General features: G+C 59.7%; 18 protein-coding genes and 2 tRNA genes. 8 read left to right on the top strand and 12 right to left on the bottom strand.

What is annotated here, in order from left to right; translation table 11 throughout:
* The first annotated feature begins 265 nt into the window (after nt 1-265).
* The gene (locus IAG03_RS04135) at nt 266-1525 is read left to right on the top strand and encodes an MATE family efflux transporter (RefSeq protein WP_249318546.1); all 1260 of its coding nucleotides are present in this window, start codon (nt 266-268) and stop codon (nt 1523-1525) included.
* A 73-nt stretch (nt 1526-1598) separates the two neighbouring features.
* Here IAG03_RS04135 and IAG03_RS04130 read toward each other — a convergent pair whose 3' ends face one another.
* Together IAG03_RS04130 and IAG03_RS04125 are read right to left on the bottom strand one after the other, a co-directional pair.
* Entirely contained in the window at nt 1599-2051 is a 453-nt protein-coding gene (locus tag IAG03_RS04130; protein ID WP_249318545.1) for a low molecular weight protein-tyrosine-phosphatase, read from the bottom strand.
* Nucleotides 2052-2790: 739 nt separating this feature from the next.
* Nucleotides 2791-4197: an MATE family efflux transporter gene (locus IAG03_RS04125; protein WP_249318544.1), complete on the bottom strand. Its 1407-nt coding sequence runs from the start codon at nt 4195-4197 to the stop codon at nt 2791-2793.
* A 303-nt stretch (nt 4198-4500) separates the two neighbouring features.
* Here IAG03_RS04125 and IAG03_RS04120 point away from each other — a divergent pair, with 303 nt between their 5' ends.
* Nucleotides 4501-4749 (top strand): hypothetical protein, encoded by a 249-nt coding sequence (locus IAG03_RS04120; RefSeq protein ID WP_249318543.1) that lies wholly within the window; start codon nt 4501-4503, stop codon nt 4747-4749.
* A gap of 59 nt (nt 4750-4808) precedes the next feature.
* Nucleotides 4809-5051 (top strand): Veg family protein, encoded by a 243-nt coding sequence (locus IAG03_RS04115; RefSeq protein WP_249318542.1) that lies wholly within the window; start codon nt 4809-4811, stop codon nt 5049-5051.
* A gap of 320 nt (nt 5052-5371) precedes the next feature.
* On the opposite strand, the gene IAG03_RS04110 is transcribed toward IAG03_RS04115, so the two are convergent.
* Nucleotides 5372-5461, bottom strand: a tRNA-Ser gene (locus IAG03_RS04110).
* 41 nt (nt 5462-5502) lie between these two features.
* Nucleotides 5503-5591: transfer RNA gene (locus IAG03_RS04105), tRNA-Ser, on the bottom strand.
* A 1486-nt stretch (nt 5592-7077) separates the two neighbouring features.
* Here IAG03_RS04105 and IAG03_RS04100 point away from each other — a divergent pair.
* The gene (locus tag IAG03_RS04100; RefSeq protein WP_249318541.1) at nt 7078-7788 is read left to right on the top strand and encodes a DUF6291 domain-containing protein; all 711 of its coding nucleotides are present in this window, start codon (nt 7078-7080) and stop codon (nt 7786-7788) included.
* Between the two features lie 10 nt (nt 7789-7798).
* Here the strand turns inward: IAG03_RS04100 and feoB are convergent, their stop codons facing one another.
* From feoB to IAG03_RS04070, 6 genes are all read right to left on the bottom strand, one after another.
* Nucleotides 7799-9937: a ferrous iron transport protein B gene (feoB, locus tag IAG03_RS04095; RefSeq protein ID WP_249318540.1), complete on the bottom strand. Its 2139-nt coding sequence runs from the start codon at nt 9935-9937 to the stop codon at nt 7799-7801.
* Between the two features lie 28 nt (nt 9938-9965).
* Nucleotides 9966-10205: a FeoA family protein gene (locus IAG03_RS04090; protein ID WP_249318539.1), complete on the bottom strand. Its 240-nt coding sequence runs from the start codon at nt 10203-10205 to the stop codon at nt 9966-9968.
* A gap of 1411 nt (nt 10206-11616) precedes the next feature.
* On the bottom strand, nt 11617-12897 hold the full coding sequence (locus IAG03_RS04085) for a CDP-glycerol glycerophosphotransferase family protein (RefSeq protein WP_249318538.1): 1281 nt from the start codon (nt 12895-12897) through the stop codon (nt 11617-11619).
* Nucleotides 12890-14023: a CDP-glycerol glycerophosphotransferase family protein gene (locus tag IAG03_RS04080; RefSeq protein ID WP_249318572.1), complete on the bottom strand. Its 1134-nt coding sequence runs from the start codon at nt 14021-14023 to the stop codon at nt 12890-12892. Before IAG03_RS04080 ends, IAG03_RS04085 begins: the two co-directional genes overlap by 8 nt.
* Nucleotides 14024-15682: 1659 nt before the next feature.
* Nucleotides 15683-15943: a pro-sigmaK processing inhibitor BofA family protein gene (locus IAG03_RS04075; protein ID WP_249318537.1), complete on the bottom strand. Its 261-nt coding sequence runs from the start codon at nt 15941-15943 to the stop codon at nt 15683-15685.
* A 20-nt stretch (nt 15944-15963) separates the two neighbouring features.
* Nucleotides 15964-16224, bottom strand: a complete 261-nt coding sequence (locus IAG03_RS04070; protein ID WP_249318536.1) for a DUF2508 family protein — start codon at nt 16222-16224, stop codon at nt 15964-15966.
* 949 nt (nt 16225-17173) lie between these two features.
* On the opposite strand from IAG03_RS04070, the gene IAG03_RS04065 reads away from it, so the two are divergent.
* Nucleotides 17174-17902, top strand: a complete 729-nt coding sequence (locus IAG03_RS04065; RefSeq protein WP_249318535.1) for a histidine phosphatase family protein — start codon at nt 17174-17176, stop codon at nt 17900-17902.
* Between the two features lie 806 nt (nt 17903-18708).
* Here the strand turns inward: IAG03_RS04065 and IAG03_RS04060 are convergent.
* Entirely contained in the window at nt 18709-19080 is a 372-nt protein-coding gene (locus tag IAG03_RS04060) for a hypothetical protein (protein WP_249318534.1), read from the bottom strand.
* 811 nt (nt 19081-19891) lie between these two features.
* Here IAG03_RS04060 and IAG03_RS04055 point away from each other — a divergent pair.
* The 3 genes from IAG03_RS04055 to IAG03_RS04050 are packed head-to-tail and all read left to right on the top strand — an operon-like array spanning nt 19892 to nt 20531.
* A complete protein-coding gene (locus tag IAG03_RS04055; protein ID WP_346726100.1) occupies nt 19892-20173 on the top strand; it encodes a hypothetical protein in 282 nt (93 codons plus the stop codon).
* Nucleotides 20146-20232, top strand: coding sequence for a hypothetical protein (locus tag IAG03_RS14390; protein WP_346726101.1), 87 nt, complete (start codon nt 20146-20148; stop codon nt 20230-20232). The genes IAG03_RS04055 and IAG03_RS14390 overlap by 28 nt, the downstream gene beginning before the upstream one ends.
* Before the next feature lie 47 nt (nt 20233-20279).
* Nucleotides 20280-20531 carry a hypothetical protein gene (locus IAG03_RS04050; RefSeq protein ID WP_249318533.1) on the top strand — a complete coding sequence of 84 codons (252 nt, stop codon included), beginning with the start codon at nt 20280-20282 and terminating at the stop codon, nt 20529-20531.
* A gap of 199 nt (nt 20532-20730) precedes the next feature.
* Here the strand turns inward: IAG03_RS04050 and IAG03_RS04045 are convergent, their stop codons facing one another.
* Nucleotides 20731-22146: an oxaloacetate decarboxylase subunit alpha gene (locus IAG03_RS04045; RefSeq protein ID WP_249318532.1), complete on the bottom strand. Its 1416-nt coding sequence runs from the start codon at nt 22144-22146 to the stop codon at nt 20731-20733.
* Nucleotides 22147-22151 lie beyond the last annotated feature (5 nt).

Below are 22151 nucleotides of genomic sequence, written 5' to 3'. Positions count from 1 at the left end.
GGCAAAATGCGCCGCCGTCCGTGTCACACAAATCAGAATATGATCCGGGTGCGCGTTTTAGAATCCGAACCAGAAAAGAACGCGCAAAAAGCACGGTGCTGCTAAAAATCCTGCGGGCTGGCACGCTGCCGGCGCGTTTGCGCTTGTGCGCCGATGGGATGAATCTGCTGCACGGACCGATCTGGAACAAGCTGCCGCGCTTTGCGCTGCCGGTTGCGGCAACGGCGATTCTGGAGCAGCTTTTTAACGCCTCCGATGTGGGGCGGTGGCCGGCAATTTCACCGGCGCCGCGCAGCGCACGGCCGCTGTGGCGGCGGTTGGGGCAAACAGCGCGGTCATCGGGCTGATCGTCAATCTGTTCATCGGCATCGCGCTGGGGGCAAACGTGGTCATTGCCCACGCGGTTGGACGCGGAGACCAGCACGAGGTCCAGAAAGCGGTGCATACGTCCGTACTGGTTGCGGTTTTCGGCGGCGTGCTGGTGGCGCTGCTGGGCGAGGGCATCGCCGCGCCGCTGCTGGGGCTGCTCCATGTGCCGGAAGAGGTCTTTCCGATGGCGCTGTTCTATCTGCGGATCTATCTTGCCGGCATGCCGGTGATTTTGCTCTATAATTTTGAGGCGGCCATTTTCCGCAGCATCGGCGAAACCAGGATTCCGCTCCTGGCGCTGACGGCCTCCGGCGTGCTGAATGTGCTGCTCAACCTGTTTTTTGTGGCGGTTCTGCGGATGACCGTCGACGGCGTGGCTGTTGCCACCGCCATTTCCAACGCGGTCAACGCGGCGCTGCTTTATTACAGGCTCCGGCGCACCGCGCAGGTGATCCGGCTGGATCCGAAACAGATGCGGATTGACCGGGAAATCCTGTGCCGCATTCTGCGGATCGGCTTGCCCGTAGGCGTGCAGAGCGCCGTATTTGCGCTTTCAAATATTGTCGTACAGGCCGCCATCAACAGCCTCGGCACGGTGGTAATGGCGGCGTCCAGCGCGGCCTTTAACATCGAGATCATCACCTATGATATCCTCAATTCGTTCTCCCAAGCGTGTACGACCTTTGTAGGACAGAATTTCGGCGCGGGAAACCTGCGCCGATGCCGAAAAACGCTGGCGCTTTGCCTGATCGAGGGCATGGCCGCGCTGGCGGTGCCCGTTGCGGTGATCCTGTTTTTCGGGAAATCGCTGCTGGCGATCTTTAACAGCGATCCGCAGGTCATAGAGACCGGCTATATCCGGCTGGTGATGATTATGCTGGCGCACTCGATGAGCCTGCTCTATGAAGTGATGAGCGGGTATCTGCGCGGCTTCGGCATTTCTCTGGCGCCGGCGCTTCTGACGGTGGTCGGCGTGTGCGGTGTCCGCATCGCCTGGATTCAGTTTGTATTTCCGAAAAGCAGGACCTTTCAGACGATCATGACGGCATACCCCGTCAGCCTGTTCCTGACGGCGCTGCTGATTTTCATCGCGCTGCTGTACTGCCGTCCGTCCAGGCGGCGGTTCCCGCAAGCGACGAATACGGAGGAGGACTAGGCGCGGCGGTGATGCCGGCCGGAAAAAACGATCCAGATCGAGCGAAGCAGCGCCCCGCGGGCTGCTTCGTTTTTTATTTGGTCAGCTCCGCAAGGAGGCCCTGACAGCCTGCCAGCACATCCCGCCAGGTCGCCTCGAAATCGTCCGTGTACCACGGATCGGCGACATCGCCGCAGCGGCCGGCGTGCTCCAGCAGGAGGGACATCTTGCCGGCAGCGTCGCCGCCGCAGATCCGCTGCATCGCCCGAAGGTTTGCGCTGTCCATGCCGATTAAGAGATCGTATTCGCGGTAATCCTGCCGCGTCATTTGCCGTGCGGCGTGGCCGTCGCAGGAAAGGCCGTGTTCGGCAAGCTTGCGCCGCGCCGGCGGATAGACCGGGTTGCCGAGTTCTTCCCGGCTGGCGGCGGCGGATGCAATCGAAAATTGCGAGGAAAGGCCGGCCTTTTTCACCAGATCGCGCATAACGAACGCGGCCATGGGACTGCGGCAGATATTGCCGTGGCAGATGAATAAAATCTTTGTCATTGCTGCTGTGTCCTTTCTTAAGTAAAACCTTCCCATAGTTTAGCAGATTTTCAGACCGATTTCAAACCTGTTGCAAACGGTTCCGCCGGACGGGTTCGGCTTTTCCGGAGAGCGTCCCACCGCACACGAAGTGTGTCTCACCGCGGGCACAGAGTGCCTTTCATCGCGCCAGAGTTTTAATCCGTTCTGAACACCCGCTGGACGCGAGAGGACGCGTCTGCCGTTCTGCGACTTTCTGATTTTCCTCGCCTGCCGCTCTGAAAAACATTATCTACGCTTCTTCCTGCCAATCGCACGCAGAGCGTGTTCCATCGCGCCGCACACGAAGTGTGTTTCACCGCGGGCACAGAGTGCCTTTCATCGCGCCAGAGTTTTAATCCGTTCTGAACACCCGCTGGACGCGAGAGGACGCGTCTGCCGTTCTGTGGTACTCTGGACGCGAGAGGGCGCGCCACTGTTCCGGACGCGTCTGCCGTTCTTACATGTTTACAAAGAAAGCGGAAAGAAAAAGCCGAGATGCACGACAAAAACCGCATCGCAGGCGCTGCGGCGTCCGCGATGCGGCGGTGGGTCCAAAGAAGAGATTCAATAGAGAACATTTGTTTGATAGACTGCCCGCGCGGCGGGTAGGAACGGTGAAATGGCGTACCGCGCAGCCAAATGCGGCGGGCGTGCAGAACAGCGCGCAATGGTTTCGGGCGGAGCAGCACGCGGCGGGCGCGGTGAAATGGGTTCTCTGCTATGCACTTTGCACGTCCGCTGTGCGGAATTCGCGATACAGTTTTCCGATCAGGACGGCCGCAATGAAAAAGGTCAAACCGTCCGAAACCGGCATGGAATACAGCACGCCGTCCAGGCCGAAGAACACCGGCAGCAGCAGCGCCAGCCCGACCCCGAACACCACCTCGCGGAACATGGACAGCAGCGTGGACGAGAGCGCCTTGCCGACGGCCTGCAGGAAGATGAAACACGCCTTGTTGACACAGGCCAGCACCATCATGCACAGGTAAACGCGGAACGCCTTGACTGCAAAATCGGTATAGTACCAGCTCTCATTGGCTGCGCCGAAAATGGCGATAAGCTGCCGGGGGAAGCCCTCTGCCAGCACAAGCGCGACTGTGCCCACCAGCGCCTCGGCAAGCAGCAGCCTTGTGAACAGCTCGCGGACGCGAAGCTGTTTCTCTGCGCCCATGTTATAGCCGACAATCGGAATGCAGCCCGCCGCCATGCCGACGACGACGGAAATGACAATCTGGAAGAACTTCATCACGATGCCCACGACGGCCATGGGAATCTGGGCGTACTGCGCCTGTCCGAAAACGGCATCCAGCGCGCCGTATTTGCGGAGCATATTGTTGATGGCCGCCATCGCCGCCACAAGGCTGATCTGGGAGAGAAAGCTGGTAATGCCCAGGGAGAGCATCCGCCTGCAGATGCTTCCCCGCAAGGCATAGTCCCGGCGCGCCGGCCGAATGATCCGCATGTGCAGCAAATACCACACGGCAAGAACCGCCGTTGCCACCTGTCCGATGACCGTGGCAACTGCTGCGCCCATCATGCCCCATTTGAAGATAAAGATGAAGATGGGGTCCAGGATGAGATTGATGACCGCGCCCGCCAGCGTGGAGAACATGGCAAACCGCGGATTGCCGTCCGCGCGGATGATGGGGTTCATGGCCTGCCCGAACATATAAAACGGAATGCCCAGCGTGATATAGAAGAAATATTCCTGTGAATAGCGGAAGGTTTCTTCGTTGACCGTACCGCCGAACATGGCGATGATGCCGTCCGCAAAAAGGAGATAAACTGCCGCCAGAACAAGACTGCCTGCAACGACCAGCACGACGGCATTGCCGACGCTGCGCCTGGCGTTGTCCGCCTCGTTTCTGCCCAGCGCCATGCTGACAAAGGCGCAGCAGCCGTCGCCGATCATGACGGCGATGGCCAAAGCGACGACCGTCAGCGGAAATACGGCGGTGTTGGCCGCATTGCCGTAAGAGCCGAGGTAGCTGGCGTTGGCAATAAAAATCTGGTCGACAATGTTATAGAGCGCGCCGACCAGCAGCGAGATGATACAGGGAACGGCGTATTGCCGCATGAGGTTGCTGATACGCGCTGTCCCCAAAAACTGATTTCCGGTATCCATAAAAATTAACCTTCTTTCAAAAAATAGAAAATGCGCAAGTCCGTTAACCTGGACTTACGCATTTTCTGCTACACGATATCATTATTATAACAGGAAACTCAAAATTTTTCAAATGCTTTTGCGTGATTTTTTTCAGAAAATATGCTATAATGGATATGTAGCAAAGCTACCGCGAGAGTGATTTCAGCCGATAATTCGACGGCAGCCGTCTTATCACCGTCACTGTTTTTGCTCAAACATCTCTCCGCATTATAGGTCTGATACTTCTGCCGTAATGTATTGTACCAAAAGGAGGTGTTTGCTGTGAAGCGTGTGAAGGCAGCTTGTATTCTTCAAACCTTGATTTTCGCACAGAAGCCGGAAACGGGTTACACCAGGGACCGTGCGTTGCAGATCAACAAAGAAGAAGTCGAGCATTACAAAGCGACTCTTGAACGTTCAAAGACGAGATATCAGATCGTTGATGCCGTCGAGCAGAAAGACGGCTCTGTTGTAGTTCATGTCAGAAAACAGTATAACGACAAAGCCGATGTTTCCGAATATTTCGAGTAAGTCCCCAAAGCCGCCTGAGCATATCGGGCGGCTTACCTTATTATTCATGGAGGCAGAAAATGAACACTCTTGATACTATAAGAGCCAAACTTCAGAGACTCTACAATACCGATCCGCATATTCGCATAAATGTGGCGTTAACGAATCCGAAAATTAATCTAAAAAATGAGCAGGTAACGATTACCGGCATTTACCCGCACATTTTTCAAATTGAAGAACGAAGCAGCGGTTCGCCGAAAAAGCAAACCCTGCAATACAGCGATATCTTGATCGGTCATATTGAAATACTTGATATGGAGTAAAGAAAAGTTGGTAATATGCGTAAAAAATCCGACAGTTAAAAACTGTCGGATTTTGATATTAAAATGTTTCGCTAATATTGCAGCAAACCGTTGATTTTCAAAGACGTGATTACATTACGGAAAGAAATAAGGAAGTTTTGCCTTTGCGCTATCCGCTTTTTGGCGCCCTTTCTTTTTCCGCCAATTCAAAAATGCGGATATACCATTTGGGAACAAATTCGCAATTCACATCGAGATTTGTTCCCAAATATAGATGCTTCCTTTTTTGCAATATATGTATTGGAAAAACCGCATAAACACTAGGTTTATGCGGTTCCCGTTGGCGGAGAAGAAGGGATTTGAACCCTTGCGCCAGTTGCCCGACCTACTCCCTTAGCAGGGGAGCCCCTTCACCACTTGGGTACTTCTCCATGGTGAACATTTGTTGTTCGATTCTGTTTTGTGAGGTGTTTGGCGGAGGGGAAGAGATTCGAACTCTTGGTCCCTTTCGAGATCACTAGTTTTCAAGACTAGCTCCTTAAACCACTCGGACACCCCTCCGAATCAGTGCGAATATTATCTTACCATTTCCCATTAAAAAAGTCAAGAAAAAAGTAATTTTTTTATCCGAATCCGGAACAGGGCATCCAAAAGGCTCTGCGCGGCGGTTTTTCTATTCTATGCGCGCGCGGCCGGCGGCGACTGTTTGCGCGCGGCTTTGCCGCTCTGCGTGGTCAGCTGCCGTCCGTGCGGCGGGGTTGCCGTCTGCGTGATCGCCCGCCGCCCGTGCGGCGGTCTGCGCGTCCGGCCCACGCCAAAGCTGGGCGGGGTCTCTGAAAGCGCGCCAGGGGGGCGTGTCTGCTCGAAGATTTCGGCCGCGCGGTGTCGACCGAAAAATGGGCGGCGCCGCACCCGGCTTTTTTTGCGCGCGCTCCATCACAGACGCCGCGAAAGAGTTCTGCGCGTCTGACCGGCCACCTGCTGTTTGCGCCCGGTCTTGCCGCTCTGCGCGGTCAGCTGCCGCCCGTGCGGCGCTCTACGCGCCCGGCCACACCGACTGTTTGTGCGCGGAATGCCCTGGCACAGAAGCCGATTCAGCGCGGAATTGCCGCCCGCGCGCCCAGTCTTTTACCTGTGCGCCCTTCGCAGACGCCGCGCAAAACCTTCCGAAAGCGCGCCCTTCACAGACGCTGCGCGAAACCTTCCGAAAGCGCGCCCTTCGCAGACGCCGCGAAAGAGTTCTGCGGTCTGACCGGCCGCCTGCTGTTTGCGCCCGGTCTTGCCGCTCTGCGCGGTCAGCTGCCGCCCGTGCGGCGGGGTTGCCGTCTGCGTGATTGCCCGCCATCCGCGCGGCGGTCTGCGCGCCCGGCCTGCCGCTCTGCGCGGTCTGCTTCCCGTCTGCGCGTCCGGCCACACCGACTGTTTGTGCGCGGAATGCCCTGGCACAGAAGCCGATTCAGCGCGGAATTGCCGCCCGCGCGCCCAGTCTTTTACCTGTGCGCCCTTCGCAGACGCCGCGAAAGAGTTCTGCGGTCTGACCGGCCACCTTCTGTTTGCGCCCGGCCTTGCCGCTCTGCGTGATCGCCCGCCGCCCGCGCGGCGGTCTGCGCGCCCGACCCGCGCCAAAGCCGAGCGGGGTCTCTGAAAGCGCGGCAGGGGGGCGTGTCTGCTCGAAGGTTCCGCCCGCGCGGTGTCGACCGAAAAATGGGCGGCGCCGCACCCGGCTTTTTGCGCGCGGCCAGCCACCTGCTGTTTGCGCGCGGAATGCCCTGGCACAGAAGCCGATTCAGCGCGGAATTACCGCCCGCGCGCCCGGTCTTTTACCTGCGCGCCCTTCACAGACGCTGCGCAAAACCTTCCGCAAGCGCGCCCCTTCGCGTCCGCCGCGAAAAAACTTCCAAACTTTTTGGCGCTTTGGCGAAAACGGGGAGAAAACCGGCGGCGTTTGCGGTAGACTGAAGCTAAATAAAACGAAAGCTGCGCCGTTTTGCGGCAAAACCGCCGGCGGTTCCCGCATGGCGGCGCGCTTTCAGCAGGGAGGCGGAGCATGGCGCTCGAATATTTCCCCTGTTATCATTCCTACCGCCGTAAAATTGCGAAGCTGTCAGATCAAGAGGTAGGGAGACTATTCCGGTCGTTGCTCGAATACAGCGAGACCGGCGAGGCTCCGGAACTTGCGGGACGGGAGTCGGTTGCATTTGATTTTATCGCGGATGATATCGACAGGGCGAAACAGAATTATTCCGAGTTGTGCGATCGGAACCGCGAAAATGGAAAGAAAAAGTACGACCGCTTGCCGTCGCATGCGACCGCATGCGAAACGTGCCAAAGCGAAAGCAAAACCAAAAGCAAAAGCAAAAGAGAAAAAGAAAGCAAAGCCAAACGGGATGATGAAGACGCTTCCGCGTCCGGCGCGCATCTTCTCGAAGCGTATCGGTCTGCGTTTATCGAGGAATGTCCCTCGCTGCCGCAGCCTTCCGAGACCGGCAAATGGACCGCTGCCCGCAAGCAGGCGATCCGTGCAAAGGGCATGACGCCCGATGAAATGCGCGCAGTCTTTGCAAAAGTGCAGCAGAGCGACTTTTTGTCGGGACGCTCCCAAAAATGGGACGGCTGTTCGCTCGATTGGATCTTAAAGCCCGCAAACTGGCAGAAAATCCGCGAGGGCAACTACGACAACAAGTCCCCGCAGCTCTCGCCGCGTCAGCCGTCCTACGACCTTACTGCGCTTGCCGACATCGATCTGACGCAGATTTAAGCGTCCGGCGTCAGACGAATATCCGCGCGATACTCGTAAACGCAAAGCAGCAGCAGATGCCGGCGATGGTCGGAATCCAAAACGCGAGCAGCGTCCATTTGAGGCTCTGCGTCTCGGCTTTGACCGTCAGGAGCGTCGTCGAGCACGGCCAGTGCATCAGCGAAAACAGCAGCACATTCGCCGCTGTCAGCCACGTCCAGCCGTTGTCGACGAAGAGCGCCCGCAGCGCAGCGAGGTCGTTCATCTCCACGAGATTGCCGTTTGCCATATAGGCCATGATCATGATGGGAATCACGATCTCGTTAGCCGGAAACCCGAGGATGAACGCCATGAGGATGACGCCGTCCATGCCGAGCAGGCGGCCGAACGGGTCGAGGAACCCGGCACAGTGATGGAGCAGCGTTTCGCCGGACACCGTCACATTCGCCATGAGCCAGAGCAGCAGCCCGGCCGGCGCCGCAACAGAGACGGCTCTGCCGAGCACAAAGAGCGTCCGGTCAAGCACGGAGCGGACAAGGATCCTGCCGATCTGCGGCTTGCGGAAGGGCGGCAATTCCAGTGTGAAGGACGAGGGCAGACCCTTTAGAATCGTGGCGGAAAGCAGACGCGAGACGGCGAAGGTCATCAGGATGCCGATCACAATCAGTCCGGCGAGCAAAAACGCGGAGAGCAGCGACTGCGGCGCGCTGGCGGCCGAGCCGATGAAAAACATGGTGATGATCGAAATCAGCGCGGGGAAGCGGCCGTTGCAGGGAATGAAATTGTTCGTGAGAATGGCAATCAGCCGCTCACGGGGGGAGTCGATAATCCGGCAGCCGACAATGCCGGCGGCGTTGCAGCCGAAGCTCATGCACATGCTCAGCGACTGTTTGCCGCAGGCATGGCATTTTTGAAAGCATTTGTCGAGATTGAACGCCACGCGCGGCAGGTATCCGAGATCCTCAAGCAGCGTAAAAATGGGGAAGAAAATGGCCATCGGCGGCAGCATCACGGAGACCACCCAGGCGAGCACCCGGTACGCGCCGTGCACGATGAGCTCACAGAGAACCACCGGCACCTGCACACTGCAAAGCGCGTCGTAGAACACTTCTTCGAGCCGGAACAGTGCCGTGTGCAGCCACTGCGAGGGAATGTTCGCGCCGGTGATGGTGATCCAGAAAATGCCGGCGAGCAACAGCAGCATGATGGGAAATCCCGTCCATTTGCCGGTTAAGATCCGGTCAAGCTTGCGGTCGCGCTGGTGGCAGGCGGTCGGTTCCGTGCGGACGATGTCGAGCGCGAGATCCTCCGCCGCGATGACAAGCCGGGCGGCGATGCGATCCTTGCGCGCCTGCGGGGAAAGCCCGGCGGATTCGAGAAATGCATTGGCCAGCTGCAGCGCCGACTGGACTTCCGCGTCTTGCAGAAGATCTTTCCCGAGCGCCTCCTGCAGCGATTGCTGCAGAGAAGCATCGGCGTCGAGCAGCCGCAGCGCGAGCCAGCGCGGCGGAATGCCGCCGATGCCGGCCGTCTCAAGGGCAGGCTGCAGGAGGGCGATTGCGTGTTCCAGCTCTGCGCCGTAGGTGACGCGGTAAGGCGTGCGGCTTGTTTCGGGCAGCGCCTTGACGGCGTCCATGCAGGCGCGGATAGATGCTTCTTCCCGCGCGCAGGTGCCGACGACCGGCACGCCGAGGCGCGCCTGTGCAGCGGAAAAGTCGATGGAAATGCCCTTGCGCGCGGCTTCGTCCATGAGGTTGACGCAGACGACGGCGTTCGGCGTGAGCTCCAGAATTTGCAGCACGAGGTTGAGATTGCGCTCCAGGCACGTGGCGTCGCAGACGATGAGCACCGCGTCCGCCTTGCCGAAGCAGAGAAAATCCCGCGCGGTCTCCTCCTCTGCCGAGTGCGCCATCAGCGAGTAGCACCCGGGCAGGTCGACGAGCGTAAAGCCCTGGCCGTCGTGCGTGCAGAAGCCCTGCGCGTTTGTGACGGTCTTTCCGGGCCAGTTGCCGGTATGCTGCCGCAGGCCGGTCAGCGCGTTAAAGACGGTGCTTTTTCCGACGTTCGGGTTGCCGGCCAGCGCGAGGACGCGGTCGGATGCCTGCCGTTTGCGGACGGAAAGGCCGTGATCGACGGCGTGCAGCCCGCTCGATTCCGCGGTAAGTCCCACAAGAACTCCCTCCTTTCCTAAGATGCCGTCAGGCGTCGTACTCGACAAGGACCTGCGAGGAATCTTCGGCGCGCAGCGCGATGACGGCGCCGCGGATGAGAAAGGCGATCGGGTCGCGGAAGGGGCTTTTTTGCAGGCATTTGACCGGCGTGCCCTGGATGAGTCCGATGTCCTGCATGCGCCGCCGGATGCCGTCGTCCGCCGTCAGGCGGAGCACCCGCGCGTGTTGGCCTTCGCCGAGCTTGTCGAGGTTCGTAATGTATCGCATGGATCGATCACTCCTGTCCGAATTTTAGAAGAAGGAAACTTCGTTTCTCTTTCCTAACATATGACAGGGCCTCTGGGTGTGTGACAGCAGGACGGGCCTGTTTCCCAGCAAAAAAGCAATTTGCGGGCAGAGCCCGGTTTTTTAGGAAATGGCACACGCCGCATGCCGACCGCCGCCAGTGCGCCGGTTTGCATGCCGTGCAGCGTTCCGAAAAAGGATCCTCGGCGCGGCTTTTTGGCGCGGCATGCGGGGGCTGGGCGGTCAGGCCGATCCGGGTGTTGGCCGGTCATTCTAGGCGCGGCGCACTTTGGCTGTTTGGCCAGTCCGTTTCTAGGCACGGCGCACCGAAACGGCGGCCTGTGCGGAATTTCGGCGGCGTTTGATACCGGCGCCACAGCATGCGGCCTTTTGGAACGCCGCGTGCTGACCGCCGCCAGTGCGCCGGTTTGCATGCCGTGCAGCGTTCCGAAAAAGGATCCTCGGCGCAGCTTTTTGGCGCGGCATGCGGGGCCGGGCGGTTAGGCCGACCCGGGTGTTGGCCGGTCATTCTAAGCGCGGCGCACTTTGGCTGTTTGGCCGGTTTGTTTCCGGGCACGGCGCACCGAAACGGCGGCCTGTGCGGAATTTCGGCGGCGTTTGGTACCGGCGCCACGGCATGCGGCCTTTTGGAACGCCGCGTGCCGACCGCCGCCAGTGCGCCGGTTTGCATGCCGTGCAGCGTTCCGAAAAAGGATCCTCGGCGCGGCTTTTTGGCGCACCATGCGGGGGCCGGGCGGTCAGGCCGACCCGAGTGTTGGCCGGTCATTCTAGGCACGGCGCACTTTGGCTGTTTGCCCGGCTCGTTTCCGGGCACGGCGCATCGGAACAGCGGCCTGTGCGGAATTTCGGCGGCGTTTGATACCGGCGCCACGGCATGCGGCCTTTTGGAACGCCGCGTGCCGACCGCCGCCAGTGCGCCGGTTTGCATGCCGTGCAGCGTTCCGAAAAAGGATCCTCGGCGCGGCTTTTTGGCGCGGCATGCGGGGGCCGGGCGGTCAGGCCGATCCGGGTGTTGGCCGGTCATTCTGGGCGCGGCGCGCGTTGGCTGTTTGGCCGGTTTGTTCCCGGGCGCGGCGCACCGAAACAGCGGCCTGTGCGGAATTTCGGCGGCGTTTGATACCGGCGCCACGGCATGCGGCCTTTTGGAACGCCGCGTGCCGACCGCCGCCAGTGCGCCGGTTTGCATGCCGTGCAGCGTTCCGAAAAAGGATCCTCGGCGCGGCTTTTTGGCGCACCATGCGGGGGCCGGGCGGTCAGGCCGACCCGAGTGTTGGCCGGTCATTCTAGGCACGGCGCACTTTGGCTGTTTGCCCGGCTCGTTTCCGGGCGCGGCGCACCGAAACAGCGGCCTGTGCGGCTTGGCAGGATCGTGCTACCTGTCCTGTGCGTCTACGGGTGTTTCCCGGAAGCAGAACTCCACAAAGCGCTGTGCGGCGCGGCCGTCGTTGAGCGCGTTATAGACGCGGTTAAACGCCTGGTACCGCTCGTCGCAGGAGAAATGCGCGCTGTACTGCACAATGGCATCGGCGAGCGCCTCTTCCGTTTGCAGAATCGGGCCGGGCAGCGCTTCCTTTTTGAGGTAAAACCCGCGCATCTGCGACTCGTAATGCTCCAAATCGTACATATAAAAGAGGATCGGGCGGCAAAGACACGCATAATCAAAAAAGACGCTCGAATAATCGGTAACAAGCAGATCGGAGATCAGATAGAGCGTGTTGATATCGTCGACGGCCGAGACGTCGTAGAGAAAGCCTGCATACTGCGAAAAGTCGAACTGGCTGGCGATGAGGTAATGCGCGCGGAAGAGGATCACAAACCGGTCGCCGAGCAGCGACTGCAGGCGGGCAAAGTCGAGTGCCGGCGCGTAGGTGTAGCCGACGCCGGCGCGATGCTGGTCGTCGCGCCAGGTCGGCGCATAGAGCACGACCGTCTTGTCCGGCGGAATGCCGAGCGCCCTGCGGAACGCCTGGGCCTGCGGCGGGTTCTGGATCAGGATATCGTCGCGCGGATAGCCGATTTCCAAAATGGAGAGCGGCGGCAGCAGCCGGTCGAGATCCCAGGCCGAGATAAAGGTTTTGGTTGCGGCCGGAGAGGGCGAGAGCAGATAGTGAAACTGCCGGGCGTCCCGGTGGTAGCGGCGCCGGATCTCGGGCAGCGTGTGGAACGAAGCGCCCGAAAATTCGATGTCGCAGCCGAGCCGCTTGAGCGGCGTGCCGTGCCAGCACTGCAGATAGACCTGTCCGCGGCGCGGGGAAAGGTGATCGGCGGTGCGGAAATTAAAGACCCAGTATTTGGCGCGGGCCAGCGCATGCTCATAGTCGCGGGTGCCCGGCCGCACGAGGAAGGTGTTCCGGTTTTCGAGCAGGAACGGGTAACGCGCCGGGTCTTTGAGCACCCAAGTGAAGGTATAATCCCGAAATTTGGGATCGGTGAGCAGATACTCGTAGATGGCCTTGGGACTGCAGGAATAGGAGCGGCCCTGATAGGCACAGAAGAGAATGCTGTGCTCCGAAAGGGGAGCGGCAGCTTTGCGCAGCGCGTAGCGTCCGCGGCGGACGGCAGTCACACCGGCGTGTACGGGTCGGCGTAGCGCGGGATGGGACTCCAGCAGCTGCTGAAATCCGGTTTTGGCAAGTCGGATGGGATTACGCAAGCGAAGGCGCCTCCAGATGATTGAAAATCAGCGACACAATCCGTTCCGTATTCTGGGTGTCGCAGGTTTCTACAAAACGCTTCCGAAAGGCAGCAAGCGCTGCAAAGTCGTAGTTGCCGGCGTCGATCCGGCGGAAAAGCGACGGAAAATCGCAGAAGGCGCAGTCCGGCATCTCGGTCAGCGGATTAAAGTTCAGTCCGCGCTCTGTCAGGTATTCCGAAAGGTCGTAAAGATAAAAGTAGACGGGCCGGTTTAACAGGCTGGCCTCGATGGAGATGGCCGAATAGTCGGTGATAATGGCGTCGGCAACGGTCATGAGCCGCAGGGTCGGAATCTCCGGATAGCGGTCGAAGCTCTTGCCCTGCTTGCGGAGCTTTTCGGCGTCGAGCGGATGCAGCTTGACGACGAGCTCATAGCGGTCGTGGTCGATGCAGGCGTCCATGGCGTCGAGATCCGGCAGACCTGACGTTCGGAAGGTCGGAACGTACAGGAGTATTTTTTTCTCTTTGAGCGCCGGATATGCATCAAGCAGGCGCGCGCGGTTTTCTTCTTCTCCGGCGTGCAGGATGGCGTCGATCCGGGGAATGCCGGTCAAAAGGATTTTCTCCTCCGGCATGTCAAAAGCCTGTGCGTAGAGCGCGCGCGTCTCCGCAGAAGCGCAGAGCACATAGCTGTAGCCGCGGTGCATGTGCATCAGGCGCGCCATCTTTTCGCTGCGGCCGCCGGTGCGTCCGAGCGACTGATAGCCGAATTTTTTGATTGCGCCGAGCGAGTGCCAGATCTGGATGATCGTGAGCCCTTTTTTGTGGTGCAGAATGCAAAGCGGAATGGAATAGGTATCGGTGATGCAGACCTTCGAGGTCGCGATATGATACATGCAGCGCAGAAGATGCAGAAAATAGGCGGGCGCGTCGGCGGCGCCGCGGAGCGTGCGGCAAAGGAACACGCACTGCGTGTCCGGCGAAGCGCTTTGCAGCGCAGCGGCGATCATGGTGAAATCTTCCCGCACGGAATCGGACTGGCGGCTCAAAAAGGAAACTTTATTTTTGGCGGGGAAGAGCTTTAAAAACGCATAAATGCCGCGCAGAACGGCTTTGCATAGACCGGCGATAACGGTAAGCAGCATCCATTTCAAGATGAAACGCCTCCTAAACAATGGTGACAGTATCATAGCACATTTTTGCCCGCCCGGCAAGCCGGCGGGCAGAGGGCGCGGGTTTTGCGCGACGGAATTGTCGGTCTGCGCGGTAAGGACATGGGACTCTGCGCGACGGGGCTGCGGGTGTTACGCATGACAGGGCATAGGGGTCGTATGATGGAGCCGCGGGGTTCTGCGTGACGGGGTCGCGCGTCGCGCCCGGTAGGGCTGCGGGTTACACATGACAGGGGCATGGGGCTGTGCGGCAGGAGCGCGGGTGTCACGCGGCAGAGGGCGCGCGTTCCGTGCAGAAAAAGCGCGCGGTATCCATGCGGGGCGGTGCAGGGCGGTTTTGAAATGCCGTGCCGTCCGGCTTTGCGCGGCAGGGGCTGCGGGTGTTACGCATGACAGGGCATAGGGGTCGTATGATGGAGCCGCGGGGTTCTGCGTGACGGGGTCGCGCGTCGCGCCCGGTAGGGCTGCGGGTCACGCATGACAGGGGCATGGGGCTGTGCGGCAGAGGGCGCGCGTTCCGTGCAGAAAAGCGTGCGGTATCTATGCAGGGCAGGGCGGTTTTGAAATGCTGTGCCGTCCGGCTTTGCGCGGCAGGAACTGCGGGTCACGCATGACAAGGGCATAGGGCTGTGCGGCTGGGGCTGCGGGTTACGCATGACAGGGCATAGGGGTCGTATGATGGAGCCGCGGGGTTCTGCGTGACGGGGTCGCGCGTCGCGCCCGGTAGGGCTGCGGGTCACGCATGACAAGGGCATGGGCTGTGTGGCAGGGGACGCGGGTGTCACACATGACAGGGCATAGGGGTCGTATGATGGAGCCGCGGGGTTCTGCGTGACGGGGTCGTGCGTCGCGCCCGGCAGGGCGGCGGGTCACGCGTGACAGGGGCATGGGGCTGTGCGGCAGGGGCGCGGGTGTCACACATGACAGGGCATAGGGGTCGTATGATGGAGGAGCGGGGGCCTGCGTGACAGGGGCGTGGGGCTGTGCGGCAGGGGCGCGGGTGTTACACATGACAGGGGCATAGGGGTCGTATGATGGAGCCGCGGGGTTCTGCGTGACGGGGTCGCGCGTCGCGCCCGGTAGGGCTGCGAGTCACGCATGACAAGGGCATGGGCTGTGTGGCTGGGGCGGCGGGTGTCACGCGGCAGAGGGCGCGCGTTCCGTGCAGAAAAAGCGCGCGGTATCTATGCAGGGCAGGACGGTGCAGGGCGGTTTTGAAATGCTGTGCCGTCCGGCTTTGCGCGACAGGGGATGCGGGTGTCACACATGACAGGGCATAGGGGTCGTATGATGGAGCCGCGGGGTTCTGCGTGACGGGGTCGCGCGTCGCGCCCGGCAGGGCGGCGGATTACACATGACAGGGGCATGATGGGGTTGTGTGGTAGGGGCGCGGGTGTCACGCGGCAGAGGGTGCGCGTTCCGTGCAACAAAGCCACCGGCGCGCACGGCTTCTGGAAAGGAAAAAGAAAAAATCCAACGGGCGGCCGCCTGTGGGCTTTTTGCCGGGCAGTCCGGCGCGGACACGGGCGCGTAGGAGCATAGAACAGAACAAAAAAACGAGACGGATGGCAGCTGGGCAAGCCCCAAACTGCGGTCCGTCTCGTGCCGCGGTTTTCTATTTTTTAGGCCGCTTCAAAGCATCAGATTGAGCAAAAGCAGCATCGTCACGCCCGGAATCCCCGCCACCGCCGAAATCCCGATGCTCAGAATGCTCACCGGCAGCGTCACCCCGGTGAACACCCCGGTCAGGTTGACAGTAAGGAGCGCAGCGAGTCCGGTCAGGACGCCGCACGCTGCCGTTCGAACCGGGCGCTTTGCACGCAAAATCCACTGGATGACGACCAGCAGCAAAAACACCCCGCCCGCAATCAGCCACGTCCCGCCTGTTCCCATTGTGCTCCCTCCTGTTTCTTCTACATGCCTGCGCGGAACGGATGGGACGAAATTCCCTGACGCTTGGCAAGGCTGATCAAATACCGATACCGCGCGCAGAGCGATTCCCGCTCATAAATGCAGGCATCAATCAGATTTTCGTCCTTTTCTAGAGAAAACCATTCCTCCGTATAGGCAAGTTTTCGTTCTACTTCCCGAATTTCGGAAATCAGCTCCCAGGAATCCTGGCTCTGTACGTCCGTTTCGCGCACCTTGACCGCGCGCCTTAATGCGAGTTCCATTTGATACCGCCTTTCAGCCTTACGGCGAATTTCACCTTCAGCATGGCGATCAGCAGGCCGCCTGACCGGCAAGCCCGCAGGAGTGGAATCCCGTTTCGGGATCTGCCATGCTTTATATATACGAAAGTAGCTTGGGCATTTATTCCAGTTTTATACACCGCACTTCCGCTTTTTTTCGTTCCGAAATCTCTGCATCCGTTTCGAAACAAGCTTTGAAACGCCGAAAAGGGAAATTCACTTCCGGGGAAAGACCCGCCGCGATTTTTGATCCCGCGCCGATTTTTGGGGAACCTCTGCGCCGCAAGGGTGCCGGCCACAGGGATACCCGTCCGAACGGGCACCCGGCCGCACGCGGTTTGGCCGAACCCGACCCCGCAGAGAATGCGCGGCCGCCGCCCCGATCGAAGATTCCTCCGCGCCGCAAAGTGCCCGTCTGCAAGGGTAGAGTCCGCAAGGATACTGACCGCAAGCGTGCCCGATCGCAAGGGTAGAGTCCGCAAGACACCGGCCGGCAAGACACCAGCCGCAGGGGCACCGGTCGGCAAAAGCACAGGCCGGCAAGCTTGGTGTGACGGGATCCCACCCGGGGGAAGACACACGCAGGCAGCATATTTGCCTGCCGCAAACCGTATTTGCCTGCTCAAAATTTATCTGGGGCGAATTCTAAATTGCCGAACCGGCCTGGCCGGAGCCGCCTTGCCGGATTGCACGTTGCCGAAGCCGCGCCCGTCCGCAGAGTACCCGGACGTCGGCCGCACGCGGTTTGGCCGAACCTGCCACCCAGAGAGTGCGCGGCTGCGGCCCGCCCCGATTGAAGATTCCTCCGCGCCGCGAAAGCGAACCCTCTCCGGTGCGAAAATGAAATCCGGCTTTCCATTTTGCGTGAAATCTGCTAAAATCAGATCGGCGCATAGCGCGTCGATTTCCAATGCTTACAGGAGGTTCCGTTATGAATCTTTACATTGTCCGACATGCAGAGCCCGATTATGCTGTCGATTCCCTGACCGAAAAAGGATGGCGTGAGGCGGCGCTTCTCGGAAAACGCCTTGCGAAGATCGCGCCCGCATCGTATTACGTTTCGCCGCTGGGCCGCGCGAAGGATACGGCCTCGTTCACGCTGCGCGCCGCACAGGCGACGGCAGAGGAGAAAAGCTGGCTGCACGAGTTTGACTACGGCTACCGCGTTTCGCACCGCGGCCATCCTGCCCCGATTGCATGGGATGTGCTGCCCGCCGACTGGGCGCAGGATCCGGTCTATTACGACCGCGAACGCTGGTCGACCGGCCCGCTCTATCGCGACTCTGGCATCCGCGCGGCTTTCGACGCTGTCGGCGACGGCCTGGATGCCCTTCTAAAAACGCACGGCTATGTCCGCGACGGGCATCTGTACCGCGCAGAGCGTCCGAATCGGGAGAATCTCATCCTCTTTTGCCATTTCGGCGTGGAATGCGTGTTGCTGGCGCATCTGCTCGGCCTGTCGCCGGTGCCGCTGTGGCATTTTGCGGTTGCGCTGCCGAGCAGCGTCACGATCCTCTCCACCGAAGAGCGTCAGGCCGGCACCGCCGTGTTCCGCATGTCGCGGTTCGGCGATCTGTCCCATCTGGAGGCCGCCGGCGAGCCGGCCTCCTTCTACGCGCGTTATCCCGAGCTCTATACAGAGGCAGACGAGCACCGCTGAGCCTCTGCCGGATTCGCCCGCGCGGCCGGGTATCGAAGTCCGGCGGCTTCGCTTCTGCGAACATATCTGCCGCAGGGCAGAGCCGCCTGCGGTTTGCTTGTCCGGGGTTCTGCAAACCTGCGGACAAACGGGAACGCAGGGAAGAGGCGCCGCCGTTTGGCGCGCAGCGCGGAAAGAACAGCAGACTCTGCAGAGGGACCGCCGCCGCGACACCCCGCTGACCCCGCGCACCGCGGCACCTGCGCTGGCATCGCACCGCGAAACCTGCAAACCGGCAAAGCCCAAAACAACATCACAAGCCGGGAACCGCGCAAACGCCCGCCGCCGAGACACCCCGCTGGCATCGCACCGCGGCACCTGCAAACCGGCAAAGCCCAAAACAGCGTCACAAGCCGGGAACCGCGCAAACGCCCGGCACCGCGCCGAGACGCCCCGCTGACACCGTGCCGCGGCATCTGCGCTGACATCGCACCGCGAAACCTGCAAGCCGGCAAAGCCTAAAACAGCGTCACGAACCGGGAACCGCGCAAACGCCCCGCTGACACCGTGCCGCGGCATCTGCGCTGACATCGCGCCGCGAAACTTGCAAACCGGCAAAGCCCAAAACAGCGTCACGAACCGGGGTCCCGCGCAAACGCCCGCTGTCGCGACACCCCGCTGGCATCGCGCCGCGAAACCTGCAAACCGGCAAAGCCCAAAACAGCGTCACGAACCGGGGCCCCGCGCAAACGCTCCGGCGCCGCCGCCGCGACACCCCGCTGGCACCGTGCCGCGAAACCTGCAAACCGGCAAAGCCCGAAACAGCGTCACGAACCGGGGCTCCGCGCAAACGCCCGCCGCCGCGACACCCCGCTGACCCCGCACCGCGGCACCTGCGCTGACATCGCACCGCGAAACCTGCAAACCGGCAAAGCCCAAAACAGCGTCACAAGCCGGGAACCGCGCAAACGCTCCGGCGCCGCGCCGAGACGCCCCGCAGGCACCGCGCTGGCATCGCACCGCGGCACCTGCAAACCGGCAAAGCCCAAAATTGCGTCACAAGCCGGGAACCGCGCAAACGCCCGCCGCCGCGACACCCCGCTGACCCCGCGCACCGCGGCACCTGCGCTGACATCGCACCGCGAAACCTGCAAACCGGCAAAGCCCAAAACAGCGTCACGAACCGGGGCCCCGCGCAAACGCTCCGGCGCCGCCGCCGAGACGCCCCGCTGGCCCCGCGCCGCGAAACTTGCAAACCGGCAAAGCCCAAAACAACATCACAAGCCGGGAACCGCGCAAACGCCCCGCGCCGCGACACCCCGCTGGCATCGCGCCGCGACACCCGCGCTGACACCGCGCCGCGAAACCTGCAAACCGGCAAAGCCCAAAACAGCGTCACGAACCGGGAACCGCGCAAACGCCCCGCGCCGCGCCGAGACGCCCCGCAGGCACCGCGTCGCGAAACCTGCAAACCGGCAAAGCCCAAAACAACATCACAAGCCGGGAACCGCGCAAACGCCCGGCGCCGCGCCGCGACACCCGCGCTGACCCCGCGCCGCGAAACCTGCAAACCGGCAAAGCCCAAAACAGCGTCACGAACCGGGAACCGCGCAAATGCTCCGGCGCCGCGCCGAGACACCCCGCTGACACCGCGCCGCGGCACCCGCGCTGACACCGCGCCGCGGCACCCGCGGACAGGCAAAGCCCAAAACAGCGTCACGAACCGGGAACCGCGCAAATGCTCCGGCGCCGCGCCGAGACACCCTGCTGACACCGCGCCGCGGCACCTGCGCTGACACCGCGCCGAAACGACGGAAAATCCCGGTAAATCAAGCGTCCAACTCCGTTGAGAGCCACGAAAATGCAACAAGCCGAATGCGGATGTGAATTTGACAAATCGGAATTTATTATCATAAATGCTTCGCAACCGAAAAGTTGCGTTATAGTTGGTGGTGCAACCATAGAAAAAGCACTATAATTAGGCTATCAAATAGAAAGGAGGACAAAAAAATGAATTCTGGTCTATTTCAGTATCTTATGATTGCCATGTGGCTTGTTGGGGTAGCGATTATCATCTATGTTGTTAGCCTAATCATCAAAGCACTGCGGAAGTATACAAAATCAGCACCGGTGAGAAAAGAAAGAGCAGAAAACGCAAGGACTCTTGGAGAAGTGCTGAAACAGCATCGGGTAGATTGTAAAATGACCCAGGAGTTTGTCGCAGAAACATTAGGTGTCAGGCTGTCTCTAAATGGGAAAGTGGTGTGTCTGATCCAAGCACTACGAATCTAATGGCGCTGGCAAAACTCTTTGGTGCAGAAGCTGAAGAATTGTTAAAGGAAGCAAGATGAATTCCAGTTTGTAGAAAAGAGAATGGCGAAAGCGGTTCTCTTTTTTCATGAATCTTATCAAGGTTATGGAAAAGGGCGTTTTATCAGATGCAGTGACAAGCAGGCTTACAGAGCTAGAGAACAAAAAGACAGGCATTGCAGAAGCCGTTAAAACTGTAAAGTTGAAACAGACACTTGCTGAAGATGAAAACAGTATAAAGAACGGTTTTGAAATGTATGCGAAAGCAGATTTTGACGATGTAGATACACGAAATCGGGTGCTTGATTGTTTTGCAGATAAGATATATGTGTATAATTAATGACCGTCTGGTGATTACATGGTATTATTCAGAGAATAAAACATCGATTGACCTAGATGCATGAACAGAAATTACAGAAACATCTGAATCGAATACCGTTGATGAGGGATTGCTACAGTCAGCTCCGCTTCAAAGCGGCAGAACATAGAAAAACAGCACGTGCCGGATGGCGCGTGCTGTTTTTCGAATATGGGAAAAGTTAAACGGAGAGGTCTTGTACATAGATGGTGCGAACACCGTCAGAGTCTGCTTTCGGCGCGGGCTCTTCGGCCTTGTGATCGCGGAAATCAAAGAATTTCTTTGCGACCTGCGGGAAGAGCGCGTAGCTGAGCACATCCTCTTCACGCTTTGCGAAGTCCTTGGCTTCCGCTGTGAGCTTCTCCATCTCATTGTCGAGCAGATCCGCCGGACGGCAGGTGATGACTTCGTCATCGCCGATTGCCTTTTTGCGGACTTCCTCATTGACAGGAGCCGGAAGCTGGCCGTATTCGCCGCGGAGCAGGCCCTTGGATTCCTTCGTGAAGATCTTGTAGCGTTCGCCGGAGATGACGTTGAGCACCGCCTGCGAACCGACGATCTGGCTGGTCGGCGTGACCAGCGGCGGATAGCCGAAGTCCTTACGGACGCGCGGCACTTCCGCGAGCACGTCATAGTATTTATCCTCGGCGTTTGCCTGCTTAAGCTGAGAAATCAGGTTCGAGAGCATGCCGCCCGGTACCTGATAGAGCAGCGTGTTGGTGTCTACCTGCAGAACCTTCGGATCGAGGCTGCCCTCATCCTTGAGCTTCTGCGCCACCTTGCGGAAATGCGCAGCGGCTTCGCTGAGCTTGGCAAGGTCGAGACCCGTGTCGCGCTCTGTACCCTTGAGGGTTGCAACAAGCGATTCCGTTGCGGGCTGTGAAGTGCCGTTTGCAAGCGGAGACAGCGCGCAGTCAACGATATCCACGCCGGCCTGTGCGGCCATCAGATAGGTCATATCGCCGGTACCGGTCGTGTTGTGCGTATGCAGATGAACCGGAATGCCGATGTTTTCTTTGAGCTTTTTGACGAGGGAATAGGCCTCATAGGGCAGAAGCAGGTTTGCCATGTCCTTGATGCAGAGCACGTCAGCGCCCATTTTTTCAAGCTGCATCGCAAGCTTGATAAAATAGTCCTCGTTGTGAACCGGGCTGATCGTGTAGCTGATCGCCGCTTCGCAGATGCCGCCGTATTCCTTGACGGCCTTCATGGCCATTTCCATGTTGCGCGGATCGTTCAGCGCGTCGAAAATCCGGACGACATCGATGCCGTTTTCGATGGATTTTTTGCAGAATTCCGAAACCACGTCGTCTGCATAGTGGCGGTAGCCGAGAATGTTCTGGCCGCGCAGCAGCATCTGCAGCTTCGTTTTCGGCATGGCTTTTTTCAGCGTACGCAGACGCTCCCAGGGATCCTCGTTGAGGAACCGCATGCAGGCGTCGAACGTTGCGCCGCCCCAGCACTCGAGGGACCAGTAGCCCATGTTGTCGAGCAGCTCACACGCGGGAAGCATATCTTCGGTGCGCATCCGCGTTGCAGCCTGAGACTGGTGCGCGTCACGCAGGATGGTATCGGTAATTTTCAAAGGATTTGCCATATCTT

It is taken from the genome of Yeguia hominis (genome assembly GCF_014384705.1).
GTDB lineage: Bacteria > Bacillota > Clostridia > Oscillospirales > Acutalibacteraceae > Yeguia > Yeguia hominis.
Note: the sequence above shows the minus strand (reverse complement) of the source record. Positions and strands in the feature narration are given on the sequence as shown.